Origin of the sequence: Vibrio sp. sp1, from assembly GCF_016920955.1 — a bacterium.
Classification (GTDB): domain Bacteria; phylum Pseudomonadota; class Gammaproteobacteria; order Enterobacterales; family Vibrionaceae; genus Vibrio; species Vibrio alginolyticus.
Window position 1 is genome coordinate 1,942,698 of the sequence record NZ_CP060589.1, and the last position, 21,315, is coordinate 1,964,012.

Sequence of the window (21,315 nt, forward strand, 5' to 3'; positions counted from 1 at the left end):
GTAGTTTTGTGAATAAGTGCTACCGTTTCTTCCTCTTTGATACCTCTTCAAAAAGGAAGTGTAGTGGAAATCACGGTTGAAATTTTGTTGGCCTTATTTTTGGTTGCGACTGCCGCAGGCTTTATTGATGCGATGGCTGGTGGGGGAGGGCTCATTACGCTCCCTGCGCTTTTGGCTGCGGGGTTGAGTCCGACTCAAGCTCTAGCGACCAATAAGTTACAAAGTTCGTTTGGCAGTTTCTCTGCTAGCTGGTATTTCGTGCGTAACGGTATTGTTAGCTTAAAGGAAATGCGTTTTGCGATACTCTGCACTTTTATAGGCGCTGCAATCGGTGCCGAGGCTGTGCAGTTTATTGATGCTAGCGTACTCACCAGTTTGATCCCTGTTCTTTTGATAGCCATTTCCCTCTATTTTTTACTCGCGCCAAGTACGCGAAAAATCGATGGAGAACCAAAGTTATCTGAAGCGATGTTTGCGCTATGCATTGGTGGCGGGATCGGTTTCTATGATGGCTTTTTTGGCCCTGGGACTGGATCTATTTTTACTGTTTGTTTTGTTGCACTAGGTCACTTTTCTTTGGTCGAAGCCACTGCTAGAACCAAAATTCTCAATTTCACGTCAAACATTGCGGCACTACTCTTTTTTATCTTCGCTGGGTTGCCCGTGTGGAAGCTTGGCTTAACCATGGCTGTTGGCGGTTTTCTTGGTGCTCAGTTAGGAGCGAAGGTCGTGGTAAGTAAAGGACAAAAATGGATTCGTCCTCTAGTTATAGTGATGTCGATGCTTATGGCAACGAAACTTCTTTGGCAACAACATCAGCAATGGATTCTGTCAGTGCTTTAACTCGTTCGCTACGATATGTGCTGTGACGTAAGCAGATATGTATTGGTCGAACTAACTGATCTAGCTCTTCAAAGTCATAGCAGAACTTAGATGTGATATTAAGTGTCGTTAGGATAGATTTAGGGATTAAAGCGGGAGCCATACCTCCCAAAGCCAGTTGTGCTGCCGCAGTATACGAATCCATTTCCATCAAAGGTTCGATTCCGTGTTTGGATAAAATAGCTTGTTGATATGTGTTGGCAGGGTTAGTTAGGTCATTGGTCAAAATAGCTTTAGGTAGTTGTGAAAGTGAATGTCGACTGACAATTGAGAAAGGTTCATCGGCGAGGTGAAGGCTCATTAATCCATGATGAGGTGGTAGATAGCCAGCGCAAAATCCCAATGTTGCTTTGCCTGATTTCACATTCTCAATAATGCGTGGCGTATGATTGGTCGATATTCGTATGTACTGATCATGGGCAAAGTGTTCTGCCATGATCATGCTGAGGTATCCAGCGACTAAGGTTTCAGAGCAGTCTATCTTGATCAAAGAAGTATCTTCTATTTGTTGTTGATCATAGATCTGACCTCTTAACTCATTGAACGTTGGCTCGATCGTGTTGATGAGGGCAAGGCCATCGGAGGTCAGCTTTATGTGCCGACCATTCGGCTCTATCAATTTTTTTCCTAACTTCTTCTCTAGATTTGAAATACGTTTACTCACGGCAGATTGACTAATATAGAGTTGACTGCCTGTGCGGCTCATGGTTTTTTCTTTACTGAGGACAAGTAACGTTTCAATACCTTCAAGCAACATAATGATTAATGAAAGTTAGGAATGGTTGAGATAATTTAGCGAATTGCCCAAGAATTGGCGAATCAAATGAGCATAAATGAGAGGAGCCGACACTTGGTCGACTCCATGGTGAGTGATGTTGTTGGTGTTTAACGGTTAATGGCGAAAGTTGGCAGGGATAGATGCCAACGAATCGCACCGAGACGTATAATGAGCGTTGAGATTACACCAGCGAGTAAAGCCGTTGAGTGGTCATAACCCATGTTTACCGCCATCGTATGGAAGATGCCGCCAATAATACATGCCGTAGCATAGACTTCACTTCTTAATACCATAGGAACTTCGCGAGCCAGCACGTCTCGTATAATGCCACCGCCACAGCCAGTAATAACCCCCATTATCACCGCGACCATCCCAGATGCATTGTAGGCGAGTGCCTTTTCTACTCCTATTCCCACAAACACAGCGAGACCGATGGCATCACAAACGGGTAATACCCACCATGAGAGTCGCTTGGGTCTTCGAATAACAAGCATGGTTAGTAGACACGTAACAAATATCACCCATAAGTAAGTCGTATCTGTTATCCAAAATACGGGAGTGGCACCAAGCGCCATGTCTCGGATTGTTCCGCCACCTATAGCAGTCACACTGCCGAGCACGATAACGCCGAATGGATCCATTTTTAAACGGCCCGCCAGTAATACGCCAGAGATAGCGAAAACAGCGGTACCGAACAAATCGATCATATAAAGCAGCATGGAGTCCATGTTACTTAGTACCTTTAAATAGTGTGAGAAAAAATGGGCGGAAATTGTACGGTATTTGCCACGAAATCGTTAGCGTTTTTGACGAACGCTTTTAAAGTGCTCACACACTTCCTTGATCGCGTTCAATGTGCGTGGTGTCGGACGGTTAATCCAATCAGAGTTTAGGGACCAGATGTGTTTGTTTTTAAGAGCAAGAAGCTCATTACTCCACTCAGCCCACATACCATCGTTACTCATTGCGTGACGAGAAGTAAAAATAACCTCTGGCTGGCGAGTAATGACTTGCTCGATGCTAACTTGAGGATAAGGCGCGCTAGATGCGGCGAAAATGTTCTCACCACCGCAAAAAGTAAAGACTTCACTTGGCCAGTTCTTTCCGGCGACAGTGATGATAGGCTTTTCACTCAACTGATAAAAGTAACTAACTTTCTCGTTCGAGTTGTACTGTTCTTTTAGTGTACTCAGCTGCGTTCTAAAATCTTCAGCGGCTTTTTTTCCTATTTGTGGAGTTTCGCTGTATTGGCTGAGTTGCTCGATATTATTGGCGATATCTTCTAATGAACCTGTAGTGGAGTAATAGATAGGAATACCGAACTGTTTAATTTTCTCCAACTCTTTAGCGGGGTTTCCGGCTGGCCAAGCAATCACTAAGTCCGGCTGAAGAGCAATAATGCGCTCTAATTTAATTCCTTGATAATTTGAGACTCTTTCTAGCTGCTTTGCCTGTTCTGGATAATCGCTCATTTCGCTGACAGCAACAAGCTGCTCTCCTAGCCCTGCTGCAAAGGCAATTTCGGTGGCATGTGGAGCTAAACTTATAATGCGTTGAGCGGGTTGAGCGAAGGTCGCTGTCGAAACAAACAGCGTTAATGCGAAGCATAATTTATTCATCATAATCCTTGATAAATTATTCCTAAAAGCAAACTTTGGATTGCGATCCAAGCCAGGACGCGCCAAACGAGCAGCGTATGTATTTGTGAAAGGTGAATAGCCGATGGCGCAATGCGCCCACCGATTTTTGCGCGCTCTGCACGCACACCTTGATAGATAGCAGGGCCGCATAAAGACAGTTGTAGTTTGTGTCCGATAGTACATAACACCCAGCTAGGTCCTGGTAAGGGCCAAGACTTCGCTTGCTGTTGTATTCCAGAGAGCACATTACTTGTATTCTTTCCGGCAGCTAAAAGTATGGCAAAGAGACGAAGTGGAATAATATCCAGAGTAGCAACCAGTTGAATCACAGGTTTACCAAAGGGCAAATATTGGCGTCGGCTAGGGGACCACACTCGCGCTAATTCTGTTGTGAGTCGATACATTAACGCACCAATACCACCTGTTAGTGCGTACCAAAATAGCACGCCGATCACGTTGCGGCTGTATCCCATAATCAGGGTTTCTGAGCCAGCTTTACCTATGCCAACGATCGAGAGGCTACCAGTATCGCGATTAAGATATGGTCTCAGTAATGCTCGACACTGAGCTTTGTCTTCCGAAGAGATACTTGTGACGAGCTGTTTCGTTAACGTTTCGCTGTTGCGCCAGTCTAGCGCAATGATCAATAGAACCAGTTCATATAAAGGGATTTGCCAAACAAATGGCTTTACTGCAATCAGTAATATCAAGCAAGGAAACAGCATCAAGCCTAGTGCAAGACTGCCTGAGATTACACTCTGTGAGTAATTGTGATTATTGTTCACTTTGTTAGCTAGCTGCTCTGCTAGCTTTCGCCATAAAGTGATGGGGTGCGCTGAATGGGGGATTGGCACTAAAAGGTGCAAGATCAGTGCACCCCACATAATGAGGAGCGCACCGTTGGCATAAAATGACTGAAAAACTTCTTCCATGAATGAGTCGTTTACTTAATGAGTTCCAGCATTTTGAATACCATTTCGGAAGAGCTTTTTGCTGCTAGAGGCAGGAACTCATCAAAGCTCATTGGTGATTCTTTATCAGCGACATCAGAGATTGCACGCACAACAACAAACGGTGTGTTGAATTGGTGACAAGTTTGAGCGATAGCAGATGCTTCCATTTCTACAGCGATAATAGACGGAAAGTGTTTACGAATAAACTCTTGACGCTCAGCAGTACAAACAAACGCATCGCCAGTACAAATTAGGCCGCGAACCGCATGAGTGTTTTCCATTTGTGCTAGGGCTTTTTCTGCTAAGTCCATTAGCTTGTCATCCGCTTTGAATGCAGCTGGTTGACCGGCCATTTGGCCAATTTCATAACCAAAAGCGGTTACGTCTGCATCGTGATGACGAACTTCTGTAGAGATAACTACATCGCCAAGGTTTAAGCTTGAATCGAAACCGCCAGCAGAGCCTGTGTTAATCACAACGTCTGGTTGGTATTCATCAAGAAGGATTGTCGTGCCCACTGCCGCTGCAACTTTACCGATGCCCGATTGTAGTACGACGACTTCGACATCGTTAATTTGACCAGAGAAAAACGTACAACCTGCTTTATTTACAGTTTTGCAGTTTGTAATTGCTTGCTTCAGGATGGTCACTTCTTGTTCCATCGCACCGATGATACCAACTTTCATAACACTCTCTTTAGGTAAATATTTTAGTTGGCCGAGAGTATAGCACTCCCCGTTGGCAGTTTTCTATTTGATGAGCTTAGCTTGAGTGAGCTTTTCTCGTAATTGATCGGCGCGCTTTCTGTTTACGCCAAAGTCAGAGTAGCCCACACGAGATTCCGAGCGCACAATCAGTTGGTCTCCTGCTATTTTTAGTTCGAGGTCATCCACGAAGCGCATGATTTTAGATGTGCACTCGATACGAAGGTAGTTGCTTTCTTTCACCGCGGTTTTCGCGCCTGGCAGTTCAAGCGCAACTTGCTCAATAGCGTCGATGTTCGCTGAATCAACTAAGATAAATGGCGTTAGGTTGTATTTTTCTCGCGTGTCTTGGGTGGAGACGCAGTTTGGTTTGTCACCACAAGGTGATTGAGAACGATCCGTCATGGTTGTGACTCCTTGGCTACAAGCGGTTAAGCCGAGCAAAGTAATGGAAAGGAGAGCGGCTTTTTTCATTATATTTACTCTTATAATTTTGTTTCTAATTATATGGATACAAAAGAAAAAGGATCCAATAACAGGACCCTTTTTGTGAGGTTAGCTGAGATTAAACTTCGAGGTAATCGAGAATGCCTTCTGCCGCTTTTCGTCCTTCATCAATTGCGGTTACGACAAGATCAGAACCTCGTACCGCATCGCCGCCCGCGAAGATCTTTTCATTGCTGGTCTGGAATTGGAACTCTTGCTTCGCAGGGGCTTTGATACGACCCCATTGATCCAAATCGACATCAAACGGTGCTAACCAGTCCATTTTGTGCGGCTGGAAACCAAACGCCATGATAACAACGTCTGCTGGTAGAACGTGCTCGCTGCCTTCAACGGGCTCTGGGCGTCGGCGACCCGCTTCATCAGGTTCACCAAGTGCGGTTTTCACCACTTTGACCCCCGAGACTTTGCCTGACGCATCCACTTCAACTCCCAAAGGCTGAAGGTTGAACATGAACTTCACGCCTTCTTCCTTTGCGTTTTTTACCTCGCGACGAGAGCCCGGCATGTTGGCCTCATCACGACGATAAGCACAAACTACATTGGAGGCACCTTGGCGAATTGAGGTACGAACGCAGTCCATTGCTGTATCACCACCACCCAGTACGACGACTTTCTTTCCTGCCATATCGATAAAGGGTTGGTTACTCTCAAGATCCATGACTTTGTAGGTGTTCGAAACTAAAAATGGCAGCGCGTCATACACACCCGGCGCATCTTCATTATCTAGACCTGCACGCATGTATTTATAGGTGCCAACGCCCAAGAAAACAGCATCGTATTCATCAAGCAGTTCTTGCATTTGGACATCTTTGCCTACTTCCATGTTCATGCGGAACTCGACGCCCATTTCAGTGAACACACGGCGGCGGTTTTCCATCACGCCTTTTTCAAGCTTGAAGGAAGGAATACCGAAGGTCAGAAGGCCTCCAATTTCAGGGTAGCGGTCAAACACGACTGGCTTAACGCCATTGCGCACTAGGATATCCGCGGCAGCCAAGCCAGCTGGGCCTGCTCCAATGATTGCGACCTTTTTATCGGTCCACTCCACCTTGGACATATCTGGCTTCCAGCCCATTTCAAACGCTTTGTCGGTAATGTACTTTTCTATGTTACCGATGGTGACGGCACCAAAGTCATCATTAAGCGTGCATGAACCTTCACATAGGCGGTCTTGAGGACAAACGCGCCCACATACTTCCGGTAGGCTGTTGGTTTGATGCGATAGTTCAACCGCTTCAAGAATACGACCTTCATTGGCAAGTTTTAACCATTGAGGGATGTAGTTGTGGACTGGGCATTTCCATTCACAATATGGGTTGCCACAATCTAAGCAGCGATCCGCTTGTGCAGTCGCCTGTTGTTTAGTGAACGGTTCATAGATTTCAACGAACTCGATCTTACGAACTTTGATAGGCTTTTTCGCAGGATCTACACGCTGCACATCGATAAATTGATAAACGTTCTGGCTCATGATTCAAACATCCTCCATGATTACTGTGCTTGAACACGCAGCTCTGCGGCACTGCGGCTCTGGTGACCAAGTAGCGTGCGAAGATCTGCCGCTTGTGGTTTCACCAAATAGAACTTTGGAATCCATTCATCAAAGTTCGCCAAAATATTTTCAGCATGACTCGACCCTGTTTCTTCAAGGTGTTCCGCAATTAGGCCACGCAAATGTTCTTGGTGGATGTAAAGATCGGACAATGAGATGGCTTCGACAGACTCAGTATTAACTCGACCTTCAAAGCTTTGGTTCTCATCCAGAACATAGGCAAAGCCTCCAGTCATACCCGCGCCAAAGTTCACACCTGTCGCACCAAGAATGGCAACAATACCGCCAGTCATGTACTCACAAGCGTTATCGCCAGCACCTTCAATGACGGCTATCGTACCTGAGTTTCGTACGCCGAAACGCTCACCTGCTTTACCGGCTGCAAATAGTTTACCGCCGGTCGCGCCGTACAGACAGGTGTTACCAATGATGGTTGCTTCATTACACTTAAATGCAGTGCCAAGGTGAGGTTTGATAACCACTTTACCACCCGCCATGCCTTTGCCCACGTAGTCGTTCGCATCGCCCGTGAGGTAAAGCTCTACACCACCTGCGTTCCAAACACCAAAGGACTGGCCTGCGGTGCCGTCAAGATAGATTTTGATAGGGGAAGCCGCCAACCCTTGGTTGCCATAGCGTTTTGCTATTTCGCCAGATAAGCGTGCACCAACAGAACGATCAGTGTTGATGACATTGTAGAAGAAACTTGCCGATTGACCGTTTTCGACCGCATGCATGGCATCATCAATGATCTTTTGGTTGAGCTCAGCTTTATCAAACGGTTTGTTTGGCTCTGTCCAAAATAGCGGATGACCCTCAGGTGATACTGGAGCTTCTAGAATATTGGATAGATCCAGCTTGGTCTGTTTCGCTGTAAATCCCTCTACCGCCTCAAGTAAATCGGTACGACCAATCAAGTCCGTCAGCTTTTCAACGCCAAGTTCGGCGAGTAATCCGCGCACTTCGTCTGCCAAGCCGATGAAGTAATTCATCACCATTTCTGGTAGACCTTTGAAGTATTCTTTACGCAGTGTCTCGTCTTGAGTCGCAACCCCAGTTGCACAGTTGTTGAGGTGACAAATTCGTAGGAACTTACAACCCATAGCGACCATTGGCGCAGTACCAAAACCGAAGCTTTCTGCACCTAAAATTGCGGCTTTAACTACGTCTAAACCAGTCTTTAGACCACCGTCTACCTGTAAGCGGATCTTATGACGCAGACCATTAGCAACCAGAGCTTGTTGTGTCTCTGCCAACCCCAACTCCCAAGGGCTACCAGCGTATTTTACCGAAGTTAATGGGCTTGCTGCGGTACCACCGTCGTAACCCGAAATGGTAATAAGATCAGCGTAAGCCTTGGCTACACCCGTTGCGATGGTGCCGACACCTGGCTCGGAGACGAGTTTTACCGAAACCAGCGCATTCGGGTTGACTTGTTTAAGGTCGAAGATCAGCTGGGCCAAATCTTCAATCGAATAGATATCGTGGTGCGGAGGAGGGGAGATCAGAGTCACGCCTTGTACCGAATAACGCAGTTTTGCGATTTCTGCGGTGACTTTGTGTCCTGGTAGCTGTCCACCTTCACCCGGTTTCGCACCTTGTGCCACCTTGATTTGCAGTACATCCGCATTAGTCAGGTAATGCGGCGTTACACCAAATCGGCCAGAAGCAATCTGTTTGATACGTGAGTTACGCTCAGTACCGAAACGGCGAGGATCTTCACCGCCTTCACCCGAGTTAGAGTAACCACCAAGACGGTTCATCGCCGTTGCAAGTGCTTCATGCGCTTCTGGGCTAAGTGCGCCAATGGACATTGCCGCTGAGTCAAAGCGTTTGAACAGTTCAGTGCGTGGTTCTATTTGCTCAAGTGGCAGCGGTGAGTCTGATTTTTTCAGCGACATTAAGTCACGCAGCATGGCAACAGGGCGTTGGTTTACCTGCTTAGCAAAGCTCTGATAGTCGTTACTTTCGCCAGATTTAACGGCCTGTTGCAGCGTGCCGACGACATCCGGGTTGTAAGCATGATACTCACCTCCATGGACGTACTTTAACAAGCCGCCATGATCAATCGATTTGCGTTTCGCCCATGCTTTACGAGATAAGTTTGTAAGATCTTGCTGGAAGTCGTCAAAATTCGCGCCTTCAATTCGAGTTGTGACGCCTTTAAAACACAGATCGACCACATTTTGGCTCAAGCCAACTGCTTCAAACAGTTGTGAGCAGCGGTAAGAGGCGATGGTTGAGATCCCCATTTTCGACATGATCTTGTACAGGCCTTTGTTGATGCCGTATTGGTAGTTTTGCATCACATCGCGGTAGTCTTTCTCTAGTGCTTTATCATCAATCAGTTTACCTAACGCTTCATAAGCAAGGTATGGGTAAACCGCAGTGGCACCAAAACCAAGTAAGACGGCAAATTGGTGTGGATCACGGGCTGTTGCGGTTTCGACAACAATGTTGGCATCGCAACGTAAGTTCGCGTCAATCAGACGAGTTTGAACGGCGCCGACTGCCATTGCTGCCGGAATTGGTAACTTACCTTTGACCAAGGCTCTGTCCGAAAGAACCACTAAAACCGTGCCTTCACGAACGACTTGCTCTGCTTGCTCACACAGATCATTAATGGCTTGTTTAAGATCTTTTTGTTGTGGGTCGTAGTTGATATCGAGAATGGTATTACGGTAATGATCGTCACTCAGCTCTAGTAGTTGCTGCATGTCAGAATAGAGCAGTACTGGAGAATCAAAGGTTACACGATGCGCGTGGCCATCGGTTTCACAGAAGACATTCATTTCCTGACCGATGCTGGTCGCCAGCGACATGACGTGTTTCTCACGCAGTGGATCGATTGGTGGGTTGGTGACCTGCGCGAACTTCTGACGGAAGTAATCAGTCACCAAGCGCTCTTTCGAAGAAAGAACCGCCATCGGGGTGTCATCACCCATCGAACCGACGGCTTCTTGCCCCATATCACCGAGGACACGCAATACTTGATCGACTTCTTCATTGCTCATAGCAAACTGCTTTTGATAAGTCTTAAGCAAGTCTTCATCAAAGCTGCGCTCACCTACTTGATCTTCAGGCAGCTGAGAGAACGGTGTTAGTTTGCGAACGTTGTTCTCCATCCATTCGCGATAAGGGTGACGAGATTTCAGGTCATTATCGATCTCGCTAGATTGCCAAAGCTTACCTTTACGAGTGTCGATGACGAGCAATTCCCCCGGACCTACACGACCTTTTTTGGCAACTTCATCTGGGGCGTAATTCCAAATCCCTACCTCAGACGCCAGAGTGATCAACTTGTCTTTGGTAATTACATAACGCGCAGGACGTAGACCGTTTCGGTCTAGGTTACAAGCAGCATAACGACCATCGGACAGTACGATACCTGCTGGGCCATCCCATGGTTCCATGTGTTTGGAGTTGAAATCGTAAAACGCACGCAAATCCGGATCCATGTCAGGGTGGTTTTGCCATGCTGGCGGCACAAGCATACGCATGGCACGGAAGATATCCATGCCGCCAGCTAAAAAGAGATCTAGCATATTATCTAGGCTAGACGAGTCTGAGCCTGTCTCGTTCACAAACGGTGCTGCAGTTTGTAGGTCAGGCAGCAGTGGTGACGAGAACTTGTAAGCACGAGCGCGTGCCCATTGTCGGTTACCTTCAATGGTATTGATCTCACCATTATGAGCAAGGTAGCGGAACGGTTGAGCTAATGGCCAACGCGGTTGAGTGTTGGTAGAAAAACGCTGGTGGAACAGACAGATAGCAGATTCCATACGTAGATCGGCAAGATCAAGATAAAAGCGCGGTAAGTCCGCAGGCATGCATAGGCCTTTGTACACCAAAACTTGAGTCGATAAGCTACAGATGTAGAAATCCGGATCTTCGGTGATTTGTTTCTCGATGCGACGGCGTGCGATGTAGAGACGACGTTCAATGTCGCGTTCGCGCCAACCTGCCGGTGCAGAGACAAAGACTTGCTGAATATTTGGAAGCGAGTTGGCCGCAATTGGACCGAGTACTTCTGAATTAGTTGGTACTTCACGCCAACCAGCCACAGTTAGCGTCTCTTGCGCCAGTTCTTTGTTGACGATGTCTTTAGCGAGTTGAGCTTTGACTGGATCTTGGTTGAAGAAAATCATCCCTACGGCGTATTGCTTGCCAAGGTTGAAACCATTTTCTTCGGCAATAAGACGTAAATAGGAATCGGGCTTTTGTAATAGAAGACCACAACCATCACCAGTTTTACCATCGGCGGCGATACCACCACGGTGAGTCATGCGGTCAAGTGCAGAAATTGCTGTACGTACCAGCTTGTGGCTTTGTTCGCCTTCCATATGCGCGATCAAGCCAAATCCACAGTTGTCTTTCTCAAGACTTGGATCATAAAGAGCCATTGCAATTCTCCCTTTGCTTATCCGTCATCCCGACAGATATATCAACACTGCTTACGTTGATATCGATGACTAACTATGCGTCATCTTTATAGCTTTATGTATAATTATTCAGTAAAAGTTGTGAAATATTTAACATTTTTTGAGTGTTTTATTTTCATCAACTTCACAAGCTATAGCTTATTGTAAAAAAGGTCAAGTTATTAGTGGATCATCACGTGAATATACGATTTACCATTTAATAAGCTAAAATAGTTTAATAATTTCAAATAGATAGAAAATTGATTGTTACAAAAAAGTAACATTTGATTCTGTGGGAGATAAAAAAGACCAGCATAAAATGCTGGTCAAAATAGAAAGATTGGAAGGAATTGTTTTCTTTCTTCACCGATAGCCATCGATATTGCTGATGGCTATTAGGCAATTGAAAGAGAGAAGCATGACTGCTTCGTTAAGCAGAAAGCATCAGTGAATCTGCTTTTGCTTCTAGGTTTGTGCCACCCATTAGGTAATCATCGATAGCACGGGCACATTCGCGGCCTTCATTGATACAACGAACCACCAAAGATTGGCCTGTTCGCATATCACCAGCAGCAAATACGCCTTCTTGGTTAGTAGCAAAATCTTGAGTTGCTACGTTACCGCGATCGTCTAGTGCGATATCCAGTTGAGCAAGTACGCCTGTTGGTTCAGGGTGTAGGAATCCCATCGCTAGAAATGCCATATCACATGGAATCACACGCTCGCTGCCTTCTACTTCTTTGAAGCTTGGACGCTCGCCTGGTTTCGCATCTTGCCAAACGATATCAGCTAAACGAAGACCGGTAACTTCACCTTTGTCATTGCCGATGAACTCTTTGGTTAGGATATTCCAGTGACGATCAACGCCTTCTTCATGAGACGTCGAAGTACGTAGGATCATCGGGTACTGTGGCCATGGCATATTGGCAGGACGTTTCTCTGGTGGAATCGGCATGATTTCAACCTGAGTGATGCTTGCTGCACCGTGGCGGTTTGATGTACCTACACAGTCAGAACCCGTATCACCACCACCGATAACGACAACGTGTTTACCCGCGGCGTGAAGTTCTTCACCCTTAAGATCCATGTCGTTGGCACGGCGGTTATTTTGACCTAGGAATTCCATCGCGAAGTGAACGCCTTTTAGTTCACGACCCGGAACGGGCAAATCACGTGGAACCGTTGAGCCACCGGTTAGTAGAACCACATCGAACTCTTGACGCAATTGTTGAGCATTTACATCAACACCGACGTGTTGGTTTACTTTAAACTCAATGCCAGCTTCTGCCATTAGATTGATCTTGCGATCAATGACTTCCATGCTCAGTTTAAAGTCTGGGATACCAAAACGTAGCAGACCGCCCACTTTCTCGTCTCGCTCGAATACCGTCACAGTATGACCAGCGCTGTTTAGCTGCTCTGCTGCCGCAAGGCCAGCAGGACCTGAACCAATGATCGCAACGGTTTTGCCAGTGCGAGAGCGTGGTGTTTTTGGTTTGGCGTACCCTTCACGATACGCCGTTTCTACGATGGTTTTCTCGATATTACAGATAGTGATTGGATCTTGGTTGATGCCAAGTACACAAGCACTTTCACACGGAGCAGGGCAAACACGACCAGTGAACTCTGGGAAGTTATTGGTTGAGCTTAGAATGTTCCAAGCTTCTTCCCAGCTATCACGATAAACCGCATCGTTAAACTCTGGGATGATGTTACCGATAGGGCAGCCGTTATGACAAAACGGCACACCACAATCCATACAACGAGAAGCCTGAGTATTGATCTTGTCACCAAACTCCTCGTTCAGAACGAACTCTTTGTTGTTCTTGATGCGTTCAGCTGGGTCGATCTTCTGTGGTAGTTCACGACCATGCTCTAAAAATCCAGTAGGCTTACCCATTATACGGCCTCCACTTGAGTTTCGTTTCCTTGAGACTGTGCTTCAGCTTTACGCTTTTGAAGAACCGCTTTGTAGTCACGCGGCATTACCTTAACCATAGAGGCTAGGCTTGCTTCAAAGTTGTCTAGGAAAGACTGAGCGACTTCACTTCCTGTGAATTGAACATGCTTAGTTAGCATGTCGAGTAATAGATCTCTGTCTTCTTGCTCGATTGGATCTAGGTCTACTAACTCTGGGTTCAGTTTTGACTCAAAGTCACCTGATTTATCCCATATGTAAGCCACGCCACCACTCATACCTGCGGCAAAGTTACGACCTGTTGACCCAAGGATGATGGCTGCACCGCCAGTCATGTATTCACAACCGTGGTCACCGACGCCTTCTACTACTACTTTCGCGCCTGAGTTACGAACACAGAAACGTTCACCAGCCATACCACGAATGAAAGACTCACCCGAAGTTGCACCGTAGAAGCACACGTTACCAACCACGATGTTGTCTTCCGCGACAATGCTTGATTTCGCATCTGGATAAAGTACTAAAGTACCGCCGGATAAGCCTTTACCCCAGTAGTCGTTCGCGTCGCCTTCCACTTCGAACTTCACGCCCTTAGCTAGGAATGCGCCGAATGACTGACCTGCAGAACCTTTGAACTTCACGTTCATTGGCTGAGGTAGACCTGCATCTTTGTACACTTTCGAGATTTCGTTCGACAACATGGTACCTGCAGAGCGGTCCGTGTTGACGATAGGGAACTCGGCATTCACCGCTTCGCCTTTCTCTAGTGCAGGAATCGCTGCTTGAATCAGCTTACGGTCTAGCACTTCTTCTAGGTTGTGGTTCTGTTGAGCTTGGTTGAATACACCATCAGCTTCACGTGGTTGCTCAACGTGGAGAACAGGAGACAGATCTAGGTTCTTGTATTTCCAGTGAGAAATGTCTTGGCGGATCTTCAGTTTCTGACCTTGACCGACCATTTCATCGATAGTGCGGAAGCCAAGCTCAGCCATGATTTCACGTAGACCTTGTGCCATGTATTGGAAGAAGGTAACGACGTCTTCTACGCGGCCATCAAAGCGCTCGCGAAGCGTCTTGTTCTGAGTCGCGATACCAACAGGACAAGTGTTCTTATGACACTTACGCATCATGATACAACCTTCAACCACTAATGCTGCGGTTGCTACGCCCCATTCTTCTGCACCAAGTAGTGTTGCCACTGCAAGGTCGCGAGGTGTCTTCATCTGACCATCTGCTTGAACCACGATACGGTTACGTAGACCGTTCTTCAGTAGCGTTTGGTGCGTTTCTGCCAAGCCAAGTTCCCAAGGAAGACCGGTATGGCGGATTGAAGACATTGGTGATGCACCTGTGCCGCCGTCGAAACCTGCGATTAGTACAACGTCCGCTTTCGCTTTCGCTACACCAGAAGCGATCGTACCTACGCCTGCTTCTGATACCAGCTTCACGTTTACACGGCCTGCGCGGTTCGCGTTCTTCAAGTCGTAGATAAGCTGAGCCAAATCTTCGATTGAGTAGATATCGTGGTGTGGTGGTGGAGAGATAAGGCCAACGCCCGGAGTCGAGTGACGCGTTGCACCGATCCAGTCATCTACTTTATCGCCTGGTAGCTGACCACCTTCACCTGGCTTCGCACCTTGAGCCATTTTGATTTGCAGCTCTTCAGCGTTAGTTAGGTAGTAAGAGGTTACGCCGAAACGACCTGAAGCCACCTGCTTGATTGCAGAGCGTTCCCAATCGCCGTTCTCTTTGCGCTCGAAACGCATTGGGTCTTCACCACCTTCACCAGAGTTCGATTTCGCGCCAAGACGGTTCATCGCAACAGCCAGTGTGGAGTGTGCTTCGTAAGAAATAGAACCGAATGACATAGCACCCGTCGCGAAGCGTTTCACGATGCTGTCAATTGGCTCGACTTCGTCGATAGAGATAGAACCGGCTGGATTCTTAATGAATTCTAGCTGGCTACGCAGAGTTACCGCGTTGTCACCTTGTTTATCTACGGCTGTCGCGTATTGCTTGAACTGATCGTAGTTCTTGTTGCGCGTAGACTCTTGCAGTAGAGAAATAGTCTCTGGGTTGAATAGGTGCTTTTCACCACGCTGTTTCCATTGGTAAACACCACCAACATCCAGCATTTGAATTGGGATTTCGCGTTGTGGGTAACCGATGCGGTGACGGATCAGCACTTCTTTGGCGATATCATCAAGGGTGAGACCTTGGATACGAGAAACCGTACCAGTGAAGTATTTGTCTACCACGGATTTGTGGATGCCCAAGGCTTCGAAGATTTGTGCGCCATGGTACGACTGTAGCGTCGAGATACCCATCTTCGAGAAGATCTTCAGAAGACCGCCATTAATCGCTTTACGGTAGTTGTTGAACAGATCGCGCGGGTTCGCTTCTGGATCCAACTTCTTCGTACGTTGAAGTTCAATGATGGTTTCAATCACTAGGTAAGGGTTAACCGCATTCGCACCGTAACCAAGTAGCGTTGCAAAGTGGTGCGTTTCACGCGCGTCACCAGTTTCAACCACGATGTCACACTTCGCACGTAGACCTTTACGGATCAAGTGGTGGTGCACTGCGCCAACAGCCAGCATTGCTGGGATCGCCGCGTGGTTTGAATTCACTGCGCGGTCAGTGAGTAGGATGATTGAATAACCATCGATAACCGCGTCTTCTGCGTATTGGCAGATACGTTTTAATGCACGCTCAAGTTTGCCTTGATCTTCACTAGCTTGGAATACGATATCCAACGTTTTCGCTTGTAGGTGCTCGTTATCGATCGCACGCAGTTTTTCAAGCTCAGAGTTGGCTAGAACAGGCGATTCCAATTCTACTTTCTGACAGTGAAGTGGTGTTTCAGTCAGAAGGTTTTGGTCTTTACCCAAGTAAGTGTTCAGCGACATAACCATACGCTCACGGATCGGGTCGATCGGTGGGTTAGTTACCTGTGCGAACAGCTGCTTGAAGTAGTTTGAAAGATGTTGAGACTGATGAGATAGAACCGCAAGAGGCCAGTCGGCACCCATTGCTGATAATGGCTCTTTCGCATCATTCGCCATTGGAACGATGATTTCGTTCACTTCTTCAGTGCTTACGCCAAACGCTTGTTGGCGGTGTAGAAGGTGTTCTGGCTTAGGTTGGCTGAACTGGTTGCTCGCATCTGGCAGCTTCTTCAAGCTCAGTAGGTTTTCTTCTACCCACTTCTCGTAAGGCTGTGCCGTTGCGATGGTGTCTTTCACTTCTTCATCAGAGATGATTCGACCTTGTTCTAGGTCTGCAACGAAGATACGACCCGGTTGTAGACGACCACGGAACTCTACGTTCTCTGGTTCAATATCCACAACACCAGATTCAGATGCCATCACTAGGAAGTTATCTTTGGTCACTGTGTAGCGAGAAGGGCGCAAACCGTTACGGTCTAGTGTCGCACCAACTTGAACACCATCAGTAAAACATACTGAAGCAGGACCATCCCATGGTTCCATGATGTTCGCGTGGTACTGATAGAACGCGCGACGTTTAGGATCCATGTTTTTGTTTTCTTGCCATGCTTCCGGGATCATCATCATCAATGCGTGTGGCAGGCTGCGACCAGAAAGAACTAGGAGCTCAAGTGCCATATCGAAGTTAGATGAATCCGAGCTGCCTTCCTGACAGATTGGAAGAAGCATGTCGATTTCAGCCTGAGTAAACAGGTCTGATTCTAGGATTGCTTCACGGGCTTTCATCCAGTTCAAGTTACCGCGAACTGTATTGATTTCACCGTTGTGGGCAATGTAACGGAAAGGCTGTGCAAGACGCCATTTCGGGAAGGTATTGGTAGAGAAACGAGAGTGTACCAGCGCCAGTGCAGTCACCATGGTCGGGTTTTGTAGATCAAGGAAGTACTGAGGTACTTGCTCGGTCGTTAACTGACCTTTGTATACCAATGTCTTGTAAGACATGGAGTTAATGTAGAAGTCGTCACCAATGTTCGAAACGCTTTCTAGGCAAACACGTACAGTATAGTTACGAAGTACGTACAGTTTGCGCTCTAGCTCTTCAGGCGTGATGCCAGGGCCGCCGGAGATAAACACGTGCTCAAATTGAGGCTCTGTGCTTAGAGGGTCGGCACCAATCATGGAGTTGTCGGTTGGTAATACGCGGTAGCCGATAACTTCAAGGTCTAGACGCTGTGCGTTGCGTTCTAGAATGTCACGGCATTGTTCGCGTTTGTATTCGTCTTTCGGGAAAAGAACGACACCAACACCATACTTTTCAAACGAAGGCAGTTTAATGCCTAGCTTAACGGCTTCTTCTAATAGGAATTCATGAGGTTTTTGTAGCAAGATACCCGCACCGTCACCGCTGCATGGGTCACAACCTTGACCACCACGGTGTTCCATGCGAGCCAGCATATCCAATGCTTGAGTCACTACTTCATGAGATTTACGGTTTTTAAGGTGAGCAACAAAACCGATACCACAAGCGTCATGCTCCAGTTCCGGAGTGTACAGACCCTGTGGATTTTGCTCTCTATCTACCATAGATACATCCTTCCAGTTCAATGTCGACGCAAAAGTACCGGGCAGCAAATACTACCTAGACTATTGATTACGTCTTGTCCTTTATATTTATTATCGCCACCGATCTAGGTTGACCGGTCTTGATTCCTTTCCGTATCTCGCAGGAAAAGTTTTGCGAGAAAAACAATCCTTGGTGGTATCCCTTTATTTATTATCACTATCTAGTGATTTATATAGGTAGGAGTGGGATAACACCGACAAATCCCGCAGTGTGCTTTGTAATAAAAGTCACAAAAATAACGGGGTTGTGTAAGTATCCTACAATTTTGTCACTTCAGAATGCAATGAAAAAGTCGGCGTTGTGACCCAATTTTTTCGTTTAATTATGCATTTTTAGTTTAACATTTACGCAACGTGAACGGTTTTTGTCTTTAATTATGCAAGTTTATTGATTTTGACCTGCATGATGGGTGTTTGAATTGATTAATATTGTGTGTTTTTTCTTGCAGGGATGTAATTTATTTACATAGATCGTAGTGAGATTGATTACGATTTATTGTTGGTGAGAATTTATGCAGTTACATGAGTTGGTCAATACAATCGGCCAAGATCTTCAGCGTCGATACGGTGAAAAGGTTCATAAGTTAACATTGCACGGTGGATTTAGTTGCCCTAACCGCGATGGCACGATTGGGCGGGGAGGATGTACATTTTGCAATGTGGCTTCGTTTGCAGATGAAGAAGTCCAGATAAAAAGCATTCACGAACAGTTAAAAGATCGCGCAGGTGAAATTCACAGAGCGAAGAAGTATCTCGCTTATTTTCAGGCCTACACCAGTACCTATGCAGAAGTACAAGTTCTCAAAAACATGTATGAGGAAGCACTAAAGGCTGCAGACATGGTTGGTCTTTGTGTGGGGACGCGTCCTGATTGCGTCCCTGATGCGGTATTGGATTTACTGTCGGGCTATGTACAGCAAGGTTATGAAATTTGGCTAGAACTAGGTCTTCAAACCGCCAACAACGACACCCTCAAACGTATCAATCGTGGTCATGACTTTGAGTGTTATGCCGAAATCACTAAGCGTGCTCGAACACTCGGAATCAAGGTTTGTACTCACTTAATTGTGGGTTTACCCAAAGAAACCCGCGCCGAAAATATTGAAACGCTGCAAAAAGTGTTGGCCGTGGGAACGGATGGCATCAAGTTACATGGCTTGCATATTGTCGAAGGTAGCACCATGGCGAAAGCTTGGCGTGCTGGAAAGCTAGAAGCCCCTGAATTAGAAGAATATGTTGCGATCGCCAGTGAAATGATTCGTATGACACCACCAGATGTGATTTATCATCGCGTTTCATCAGCAGCCAGGAGGCCCACGTTATTATCGCCTCTGTGGTGTGAAAACCGTTGGCTAGCGATGACGGAAATTGGTCGAGATCTCAGTGCTCATGGTGCTCAAGGGAGCCTTACGGGGAATGCCTTTATCTATACTAAACCGGAATTAATAGCAGATCGCTCAATAAATAACTGATATATTTTAACCAGTGTTCTTTGAAGGTTTAAACGATGGATCAGTTACTCAATTGGCTTTGGGGTGGTCAAGGCGGTTATGGCTATGTCGTCTTGTTGTTAATCGCAGGCGTGTGCGCGTTAGCACTGATCTATTTGCACTTTCAGACATCACTTAAGCAACTAGTAACGGATTCTCCCTATCCAGTCATAGTGGTGGACACTAGCCATGCTCAGCTCTTGCTATCTAACCAGGCTGCGATGCAGTTGTTAGGCATTCGCTCTTTGGGAACGGGGTATTTGTATCCTGCTTTATTCGATATTCATGAGCTTGAGCAGTTTCTCGATCGCTTCTCTAGTCGTCATTTTCGTCAGCAGGCTTTTGACTGGCGACTATCTGATAGTGAATCTATTAAAGTGGAGCTGTCAGGCAGAAAGAGTTTATTGCGCAATCATCGAGTTTGGATTCTTTATGCTCAGCCATATCAAGCCACTCACCAAGAGCAGCAACAAGAACTTGCCCAATTAATCATCGCACGTTCGGCATTAGACTCACTTTCAGAGCTGATTTGTACCCAAGACCGCCAAGGCAATCTATTAACGACCAATCGAGCATTTGATCAATTCTGGCAAGGGCGAAGGGAAGAAGCTTGCGCATCCAAGGCCTTGGGTGAGATGACCAGAAAAAGCGAACGTAAATGGACAACGGATCCACAAGGTCGAAGTTGCTTATTGGAAGTCAATCAAAACTCTCTTGTTTCGCCGAGTGGTGAGCTTATCGGTACGCTGTCTATTAGTCATGACGTGACTGAATGGCACAAGATGCAACAGAATCTGCGAGATGAAATGGAGCGTCGCAAAGATACAGAGGTGGCGCTAGCGCAAAGAGATACTATCTTACAAACGATTCTGGATGCCAGTCCGGACTCTATTGGTATTTTCAATGAGAACATGGTCTATCAAGCGTGTAATCAGCCTTTTGTTAAGGCGTTAGGCATTTCAAAAATTTCTGATTTGATAGGTAAGCGCCTCCAAGACGTGATTCCTAAAGAGATGTACGCGCGCTTAGCAGACAGTGACTTAGAAGCATTACGCCAGTTAGAGCCAGTTCGATACATAGATAAAGTCGTGAGTAGTGATGGTAAAAGTACGTGGTTTGATGTGGTGAAATCGCCTTTTAAAGATAAAGCATCAGGAACGAATGGTGTGCTGATCATGGCGCGTGATATTTCTGAGCGTTATCTTGCAGAACAAAAGTTGGAAAAAGCCAACCTAGAGTTAGAAAAATTGAGCTTTATGGATAGCTTAACTCAAGTATCGAACCGACGCCGTTTCGACGAACAACTGCAGGTATTGTGGTACCACCACGCTCGAGAAAAGCTGCCGCTCACCATCATGTTATGTGACATCGACTTTTTCAAAGATTACAACGACTGTTACGGTCACCAACAAGGTGATGAAGCGTTAGTCAGTGTCGCTACCGTGTTTACACAAGTCATCAATCGTTCTTCGGATTGTGTTGCGCGTTATGGTGGCGAGGAGTTTGGTTTTATCTTGCCGAATACCACCACGGAAGGTGCGCGCAACGTAGCACAGCGTATTCATGAGAAAATTCTACAGCTTGATATGGAACACGACAGTTCAGAAGCATCTGAACGCCTTACCGTCAGTATCGGTCTGGTCTCTTACATTCCTCAGCATGGTGATGAACCCGAAATGGGCATCGCTATGGCTGACAGTGCGTTATACCAAGCTAAAGCTGATGGACGTAATCGCACCTGTATTCACCCCAGTTCTTGCTAACGCTTTGTGACCGCTTGCTCTAAGTTGATAGCTGATTGTTTAAATCACCGTATTAAACACGTTAAACTTACAGAAGCCTGTGCGCTCGTTGGTTTATCTTTCTATCTCGTGTCACAAGCGCAGATCGCACCGTGTG

The 21,315-nt window shown here is 46.5% G+C and carries 13 protein-coding genes; 3 read left to right on the forward strand and 10 right to left on the reverse strand.

The window, feature by feature from the left end; all coding sequences use genetic code 11:
• Positions 1 to 63 precede the first annotated feature (63 nt).
• Positions 64 to 843 (forward strand): TSUP family transporter, encoded by a 780-nt coding sequence (locus H9L11_RS09185; RefSeq protein WP_005381847.1) that lies wholly within the window; start codon positions 64 to 66, stop codon positions 841 to 843.
• On the opposite strand, the gene H9L11_RS09190 is transcribed toward H9L11_RS09185, so the two are convergent.
• From H9L11_RS09190 to gltB (H9L11_RS09235), 10 genes are all read right to left on the reverse strand, one after another.
• Positions 785 to 1,639 (reverse strand): LysR family transcriptional regulator, encoded by an 855-nt coding sequence (locus H9L11_RS09190; protein WP_017821479.1) that lies wholly within the window; start codon positions 1,637 to 1,639, stop codon positions 785 to 787. The two genes, H9L11_RS09185 and H9L11_RS09190, sit on opposite strands and share 59 nt — an antisense overlap.
• A gap of 128 nt (positions 1,640 to 1,767) precedes the next feature.
• The gene (locus tag H9L11_RS09195) at positions 1,768 to 2,388 is read right to left on the reverse strand and encodes a TRIC cation channel family protein (protein WP_005387377.1); all 621 of its coding nucleotides are present in this window, start codon (positions 2,386 to 2,388) and stop codon (positions 1,768 to 1,770) included.
• A gap of 69 nt (positions 2,389 to 2,457) precedes the next feature.
• Positions 2,458 to 3,279 carry a vitamin B12 ABC transporter substrate-binding protein BtuF gene (gene btuF, locus H9L11_RS09200; protein WP_205390712.1) on the reverse strand — a complete coding sequence of 274 codons (822 nt, stop codon included), beginning with the start codon at positions 3,277 to 3,279 and terminating at the stop codon, positions 2,458 to 2,460.
• Complete coding sequence (locus tag H9L11_RS09205) at positions 3,279 to 4,232, reverse strand: cobalamin biosynthesis family protein (protein ID WP_005381839.1); 954 nt, start codon at positions 4,230 to 4,232, stop codon at positions 3,279 to 3,281. Before H9L11_RS09205 ends, btuF begins: the two co-directional genes overlap by 1 nt.
• Before the next feature lie 11 nt (positions 4,233 to 4,243).
• The gene (gene mtnN, locus H9L11_RS09210) at positions 4,244 to 4,939 is read right to left on the reverse strand and encodes a 5'-methylthioadenosine/S-adenosylhomocysteine nucleosidase (protein ID WP_205390713.1); all 696 of its coding nucleotides are present in this window, start codon (positions 4,937 to 4,939) and stop codon (positions 4,244 to 4,246) included.
• A 63-nt stretch (positions 4,940 to 5,002) separates the two neighbouring features.
• Entirely contained in the window at positions 5,003 to 5,431 is a 429-nt protein-coding gene (locus H9L11_RS09215; RefSeq protein WP_025768418.1) for a DUF1499 domain-containing protein, read from the reverse strand.
• A gap of 91 nt (positions 5,432 to 5,522) precedes the next feature.
• Positions 5,523 to 6,935 (reverse strand): FAD-dependent oxidoreductase, encoded by a 1,413-nt coding sequence (locus tag H9L11_RS09220; protein ID WP_005381833.1) that lies wholly within the window; start codon positions 6,933 to 6,935, stop codon positions 5,523 to 5,525.
• A gap of 20 nt (positions 6,936 to 6,955) precedes the next feature.
• Positions 6,956 to 11,419 carry a glutamate synthase large subunit gene (gltB, locus tag H9L11_RS09225; protein WP_205390714.1) on the reverse strand — a complete coding sequence of 1,488 codons (4,464 nt, stop codon included), beginning with the start codon at positions 11,417 to 11,419 and terminating at the stop codon, positions 6,956 to 6,958.
• Positions 11,420 to 11,867: 448 nt separating this feature from the next.
• Positions 11,868 to 13,337: a glutamate synthase subunit beta gene (locus H9L11_RS09230; RefSeq protein WP_104975856.1), complete on the reverse strand. Its 1,470-nt coding sequence runs from the start codon at positions 13,335 to 13,337 to the stop codon at positions 11,868 to 11,870.
• The gene (gene gltB, locus H9L11_RS09235) at positions 13,337 to 17,887 is read right to left on the reverse strand and encodes a glutamate synthase large subunit (protein ID WP_205390715.1); all 4,551 of its coding nucleotides are present in this window, start codon (positions 17,885 to 17,887) and stop codon (positions 13,337 to 13,339) included. The genes H9L11_RS09230 and gltB (H9L11_RS09235) overlap by 1 nt, the downstream gene beginning before the upstream one ends.
• Before the next feature lie 551 nt (positions 17,888 to 18,438).
• Between gltB (H9L11_RS09235) and H9L11_RS09240 the strand changes: the two genes are divergently transcribed.
• A complete protein-coding gene (locus H9L11_RS09240) occupies positions 18,439 to 19,398 on the forward strand; it encodes a TIGR01212 family radical SAM protein (protein ID WP_005381829.1) in 960 nt (319 codons plus the stop codon).
• 35 nt (positions 19,399 to 19,433) lie between these two features.
• Complete coding sequence (locus H9L11_RS09245; RefSeq protein ID WP_005381828.1) at positions 19,434 to 21,179, forward strand: GGDEF domain-containing protein; 1,746 nt, start codon at positions 19,434 to 19,436, stop codon at positions 21,177 to 21,179.
• Positions 21,180 to 21,315 lie beyond the last annotated feature (136 nt).

Coding starts and splice junctions, on each gene's coding strand:
- H9L11_RS09190 (WP_017821479.1), bottom strand. CDS start 1,639: ATGTTGCTTGAAGGTATTGAAACGTTACTTGTCCTCAGTAAAGAAAAA.
- H9L11_RS09195 (WP_005387377.1), bottom strand. CDS start 2,388: ATGGACTCCATGCTGCTTTATATGATCGATTTGTTCGGTACCGCTGTT.
- btuF (WP_205390712.1), bottom strand. CDS start 3,279: ATGAATAAATTATGCTTCGCATTAACGCTGTTTGTTTCGACAGCGACC.
- H9L11_RS09205 (WP_005381839.1), bottom strand. CDS start 4,232: ATGGAAGAAGTTTTTCAGTCATTTTATGCCAACGGTGCGCTCCTCATT.
- mtnN (WP_205390713.1), bottom strand. CDS start 4,939: ATGAAAGTTGGTATCATCGGTGCGATGGAACAAGAAGTGACCATCCTG.
- H9L11_RS09215 (WP_025768418.1), bottom strand. CDS start 5,431: ATGAAAAAAGCCGCTCTCCTTTCCATTACTTTGCTCGGCTTAACCGCT.
- H9L11_RS09220 (WP_005381833.1), bottom strand. CDS start 6,935: ATGAGCCAGAACGTTTATCAATTTATCGATGTGCAGCGTGTAGATCCT.
- gltB (WP_205390714.1), bottom strand. CDS start 11,419: ATGGCTCTTTATGATCCAAGTCTTGAGAAAGACAACTGTGGATTTGGC.
- H9L11_RS09230 (WP_104975856.1), bottom strand. CDS start 13,337: ATGGGTAAGCCTACTGGATTTTTAGAGCATGGTCGTGAACTACCACAG.
- gltB (WP_205390715.1), bottom strand. CDS start 17,887: ATGGTAGATAGAGAGCAAAATCCACAGGGTCTGTACACTCCGGAACTG.
- H9L11_RS09240 (WP_005381829.1), top strand. CDS start 18,439: ATGCAGTTACATGAGTTGGTCAATACAATCGGCCAAGATCTTCAGCGT.
- H9L11_RS09245 (WP_005381828.1), top strand. CDS start 19,434: ATGGATCAGTTACTCAATTGGCTTTGGGGTGGTCAAGGCGGTTATGGC.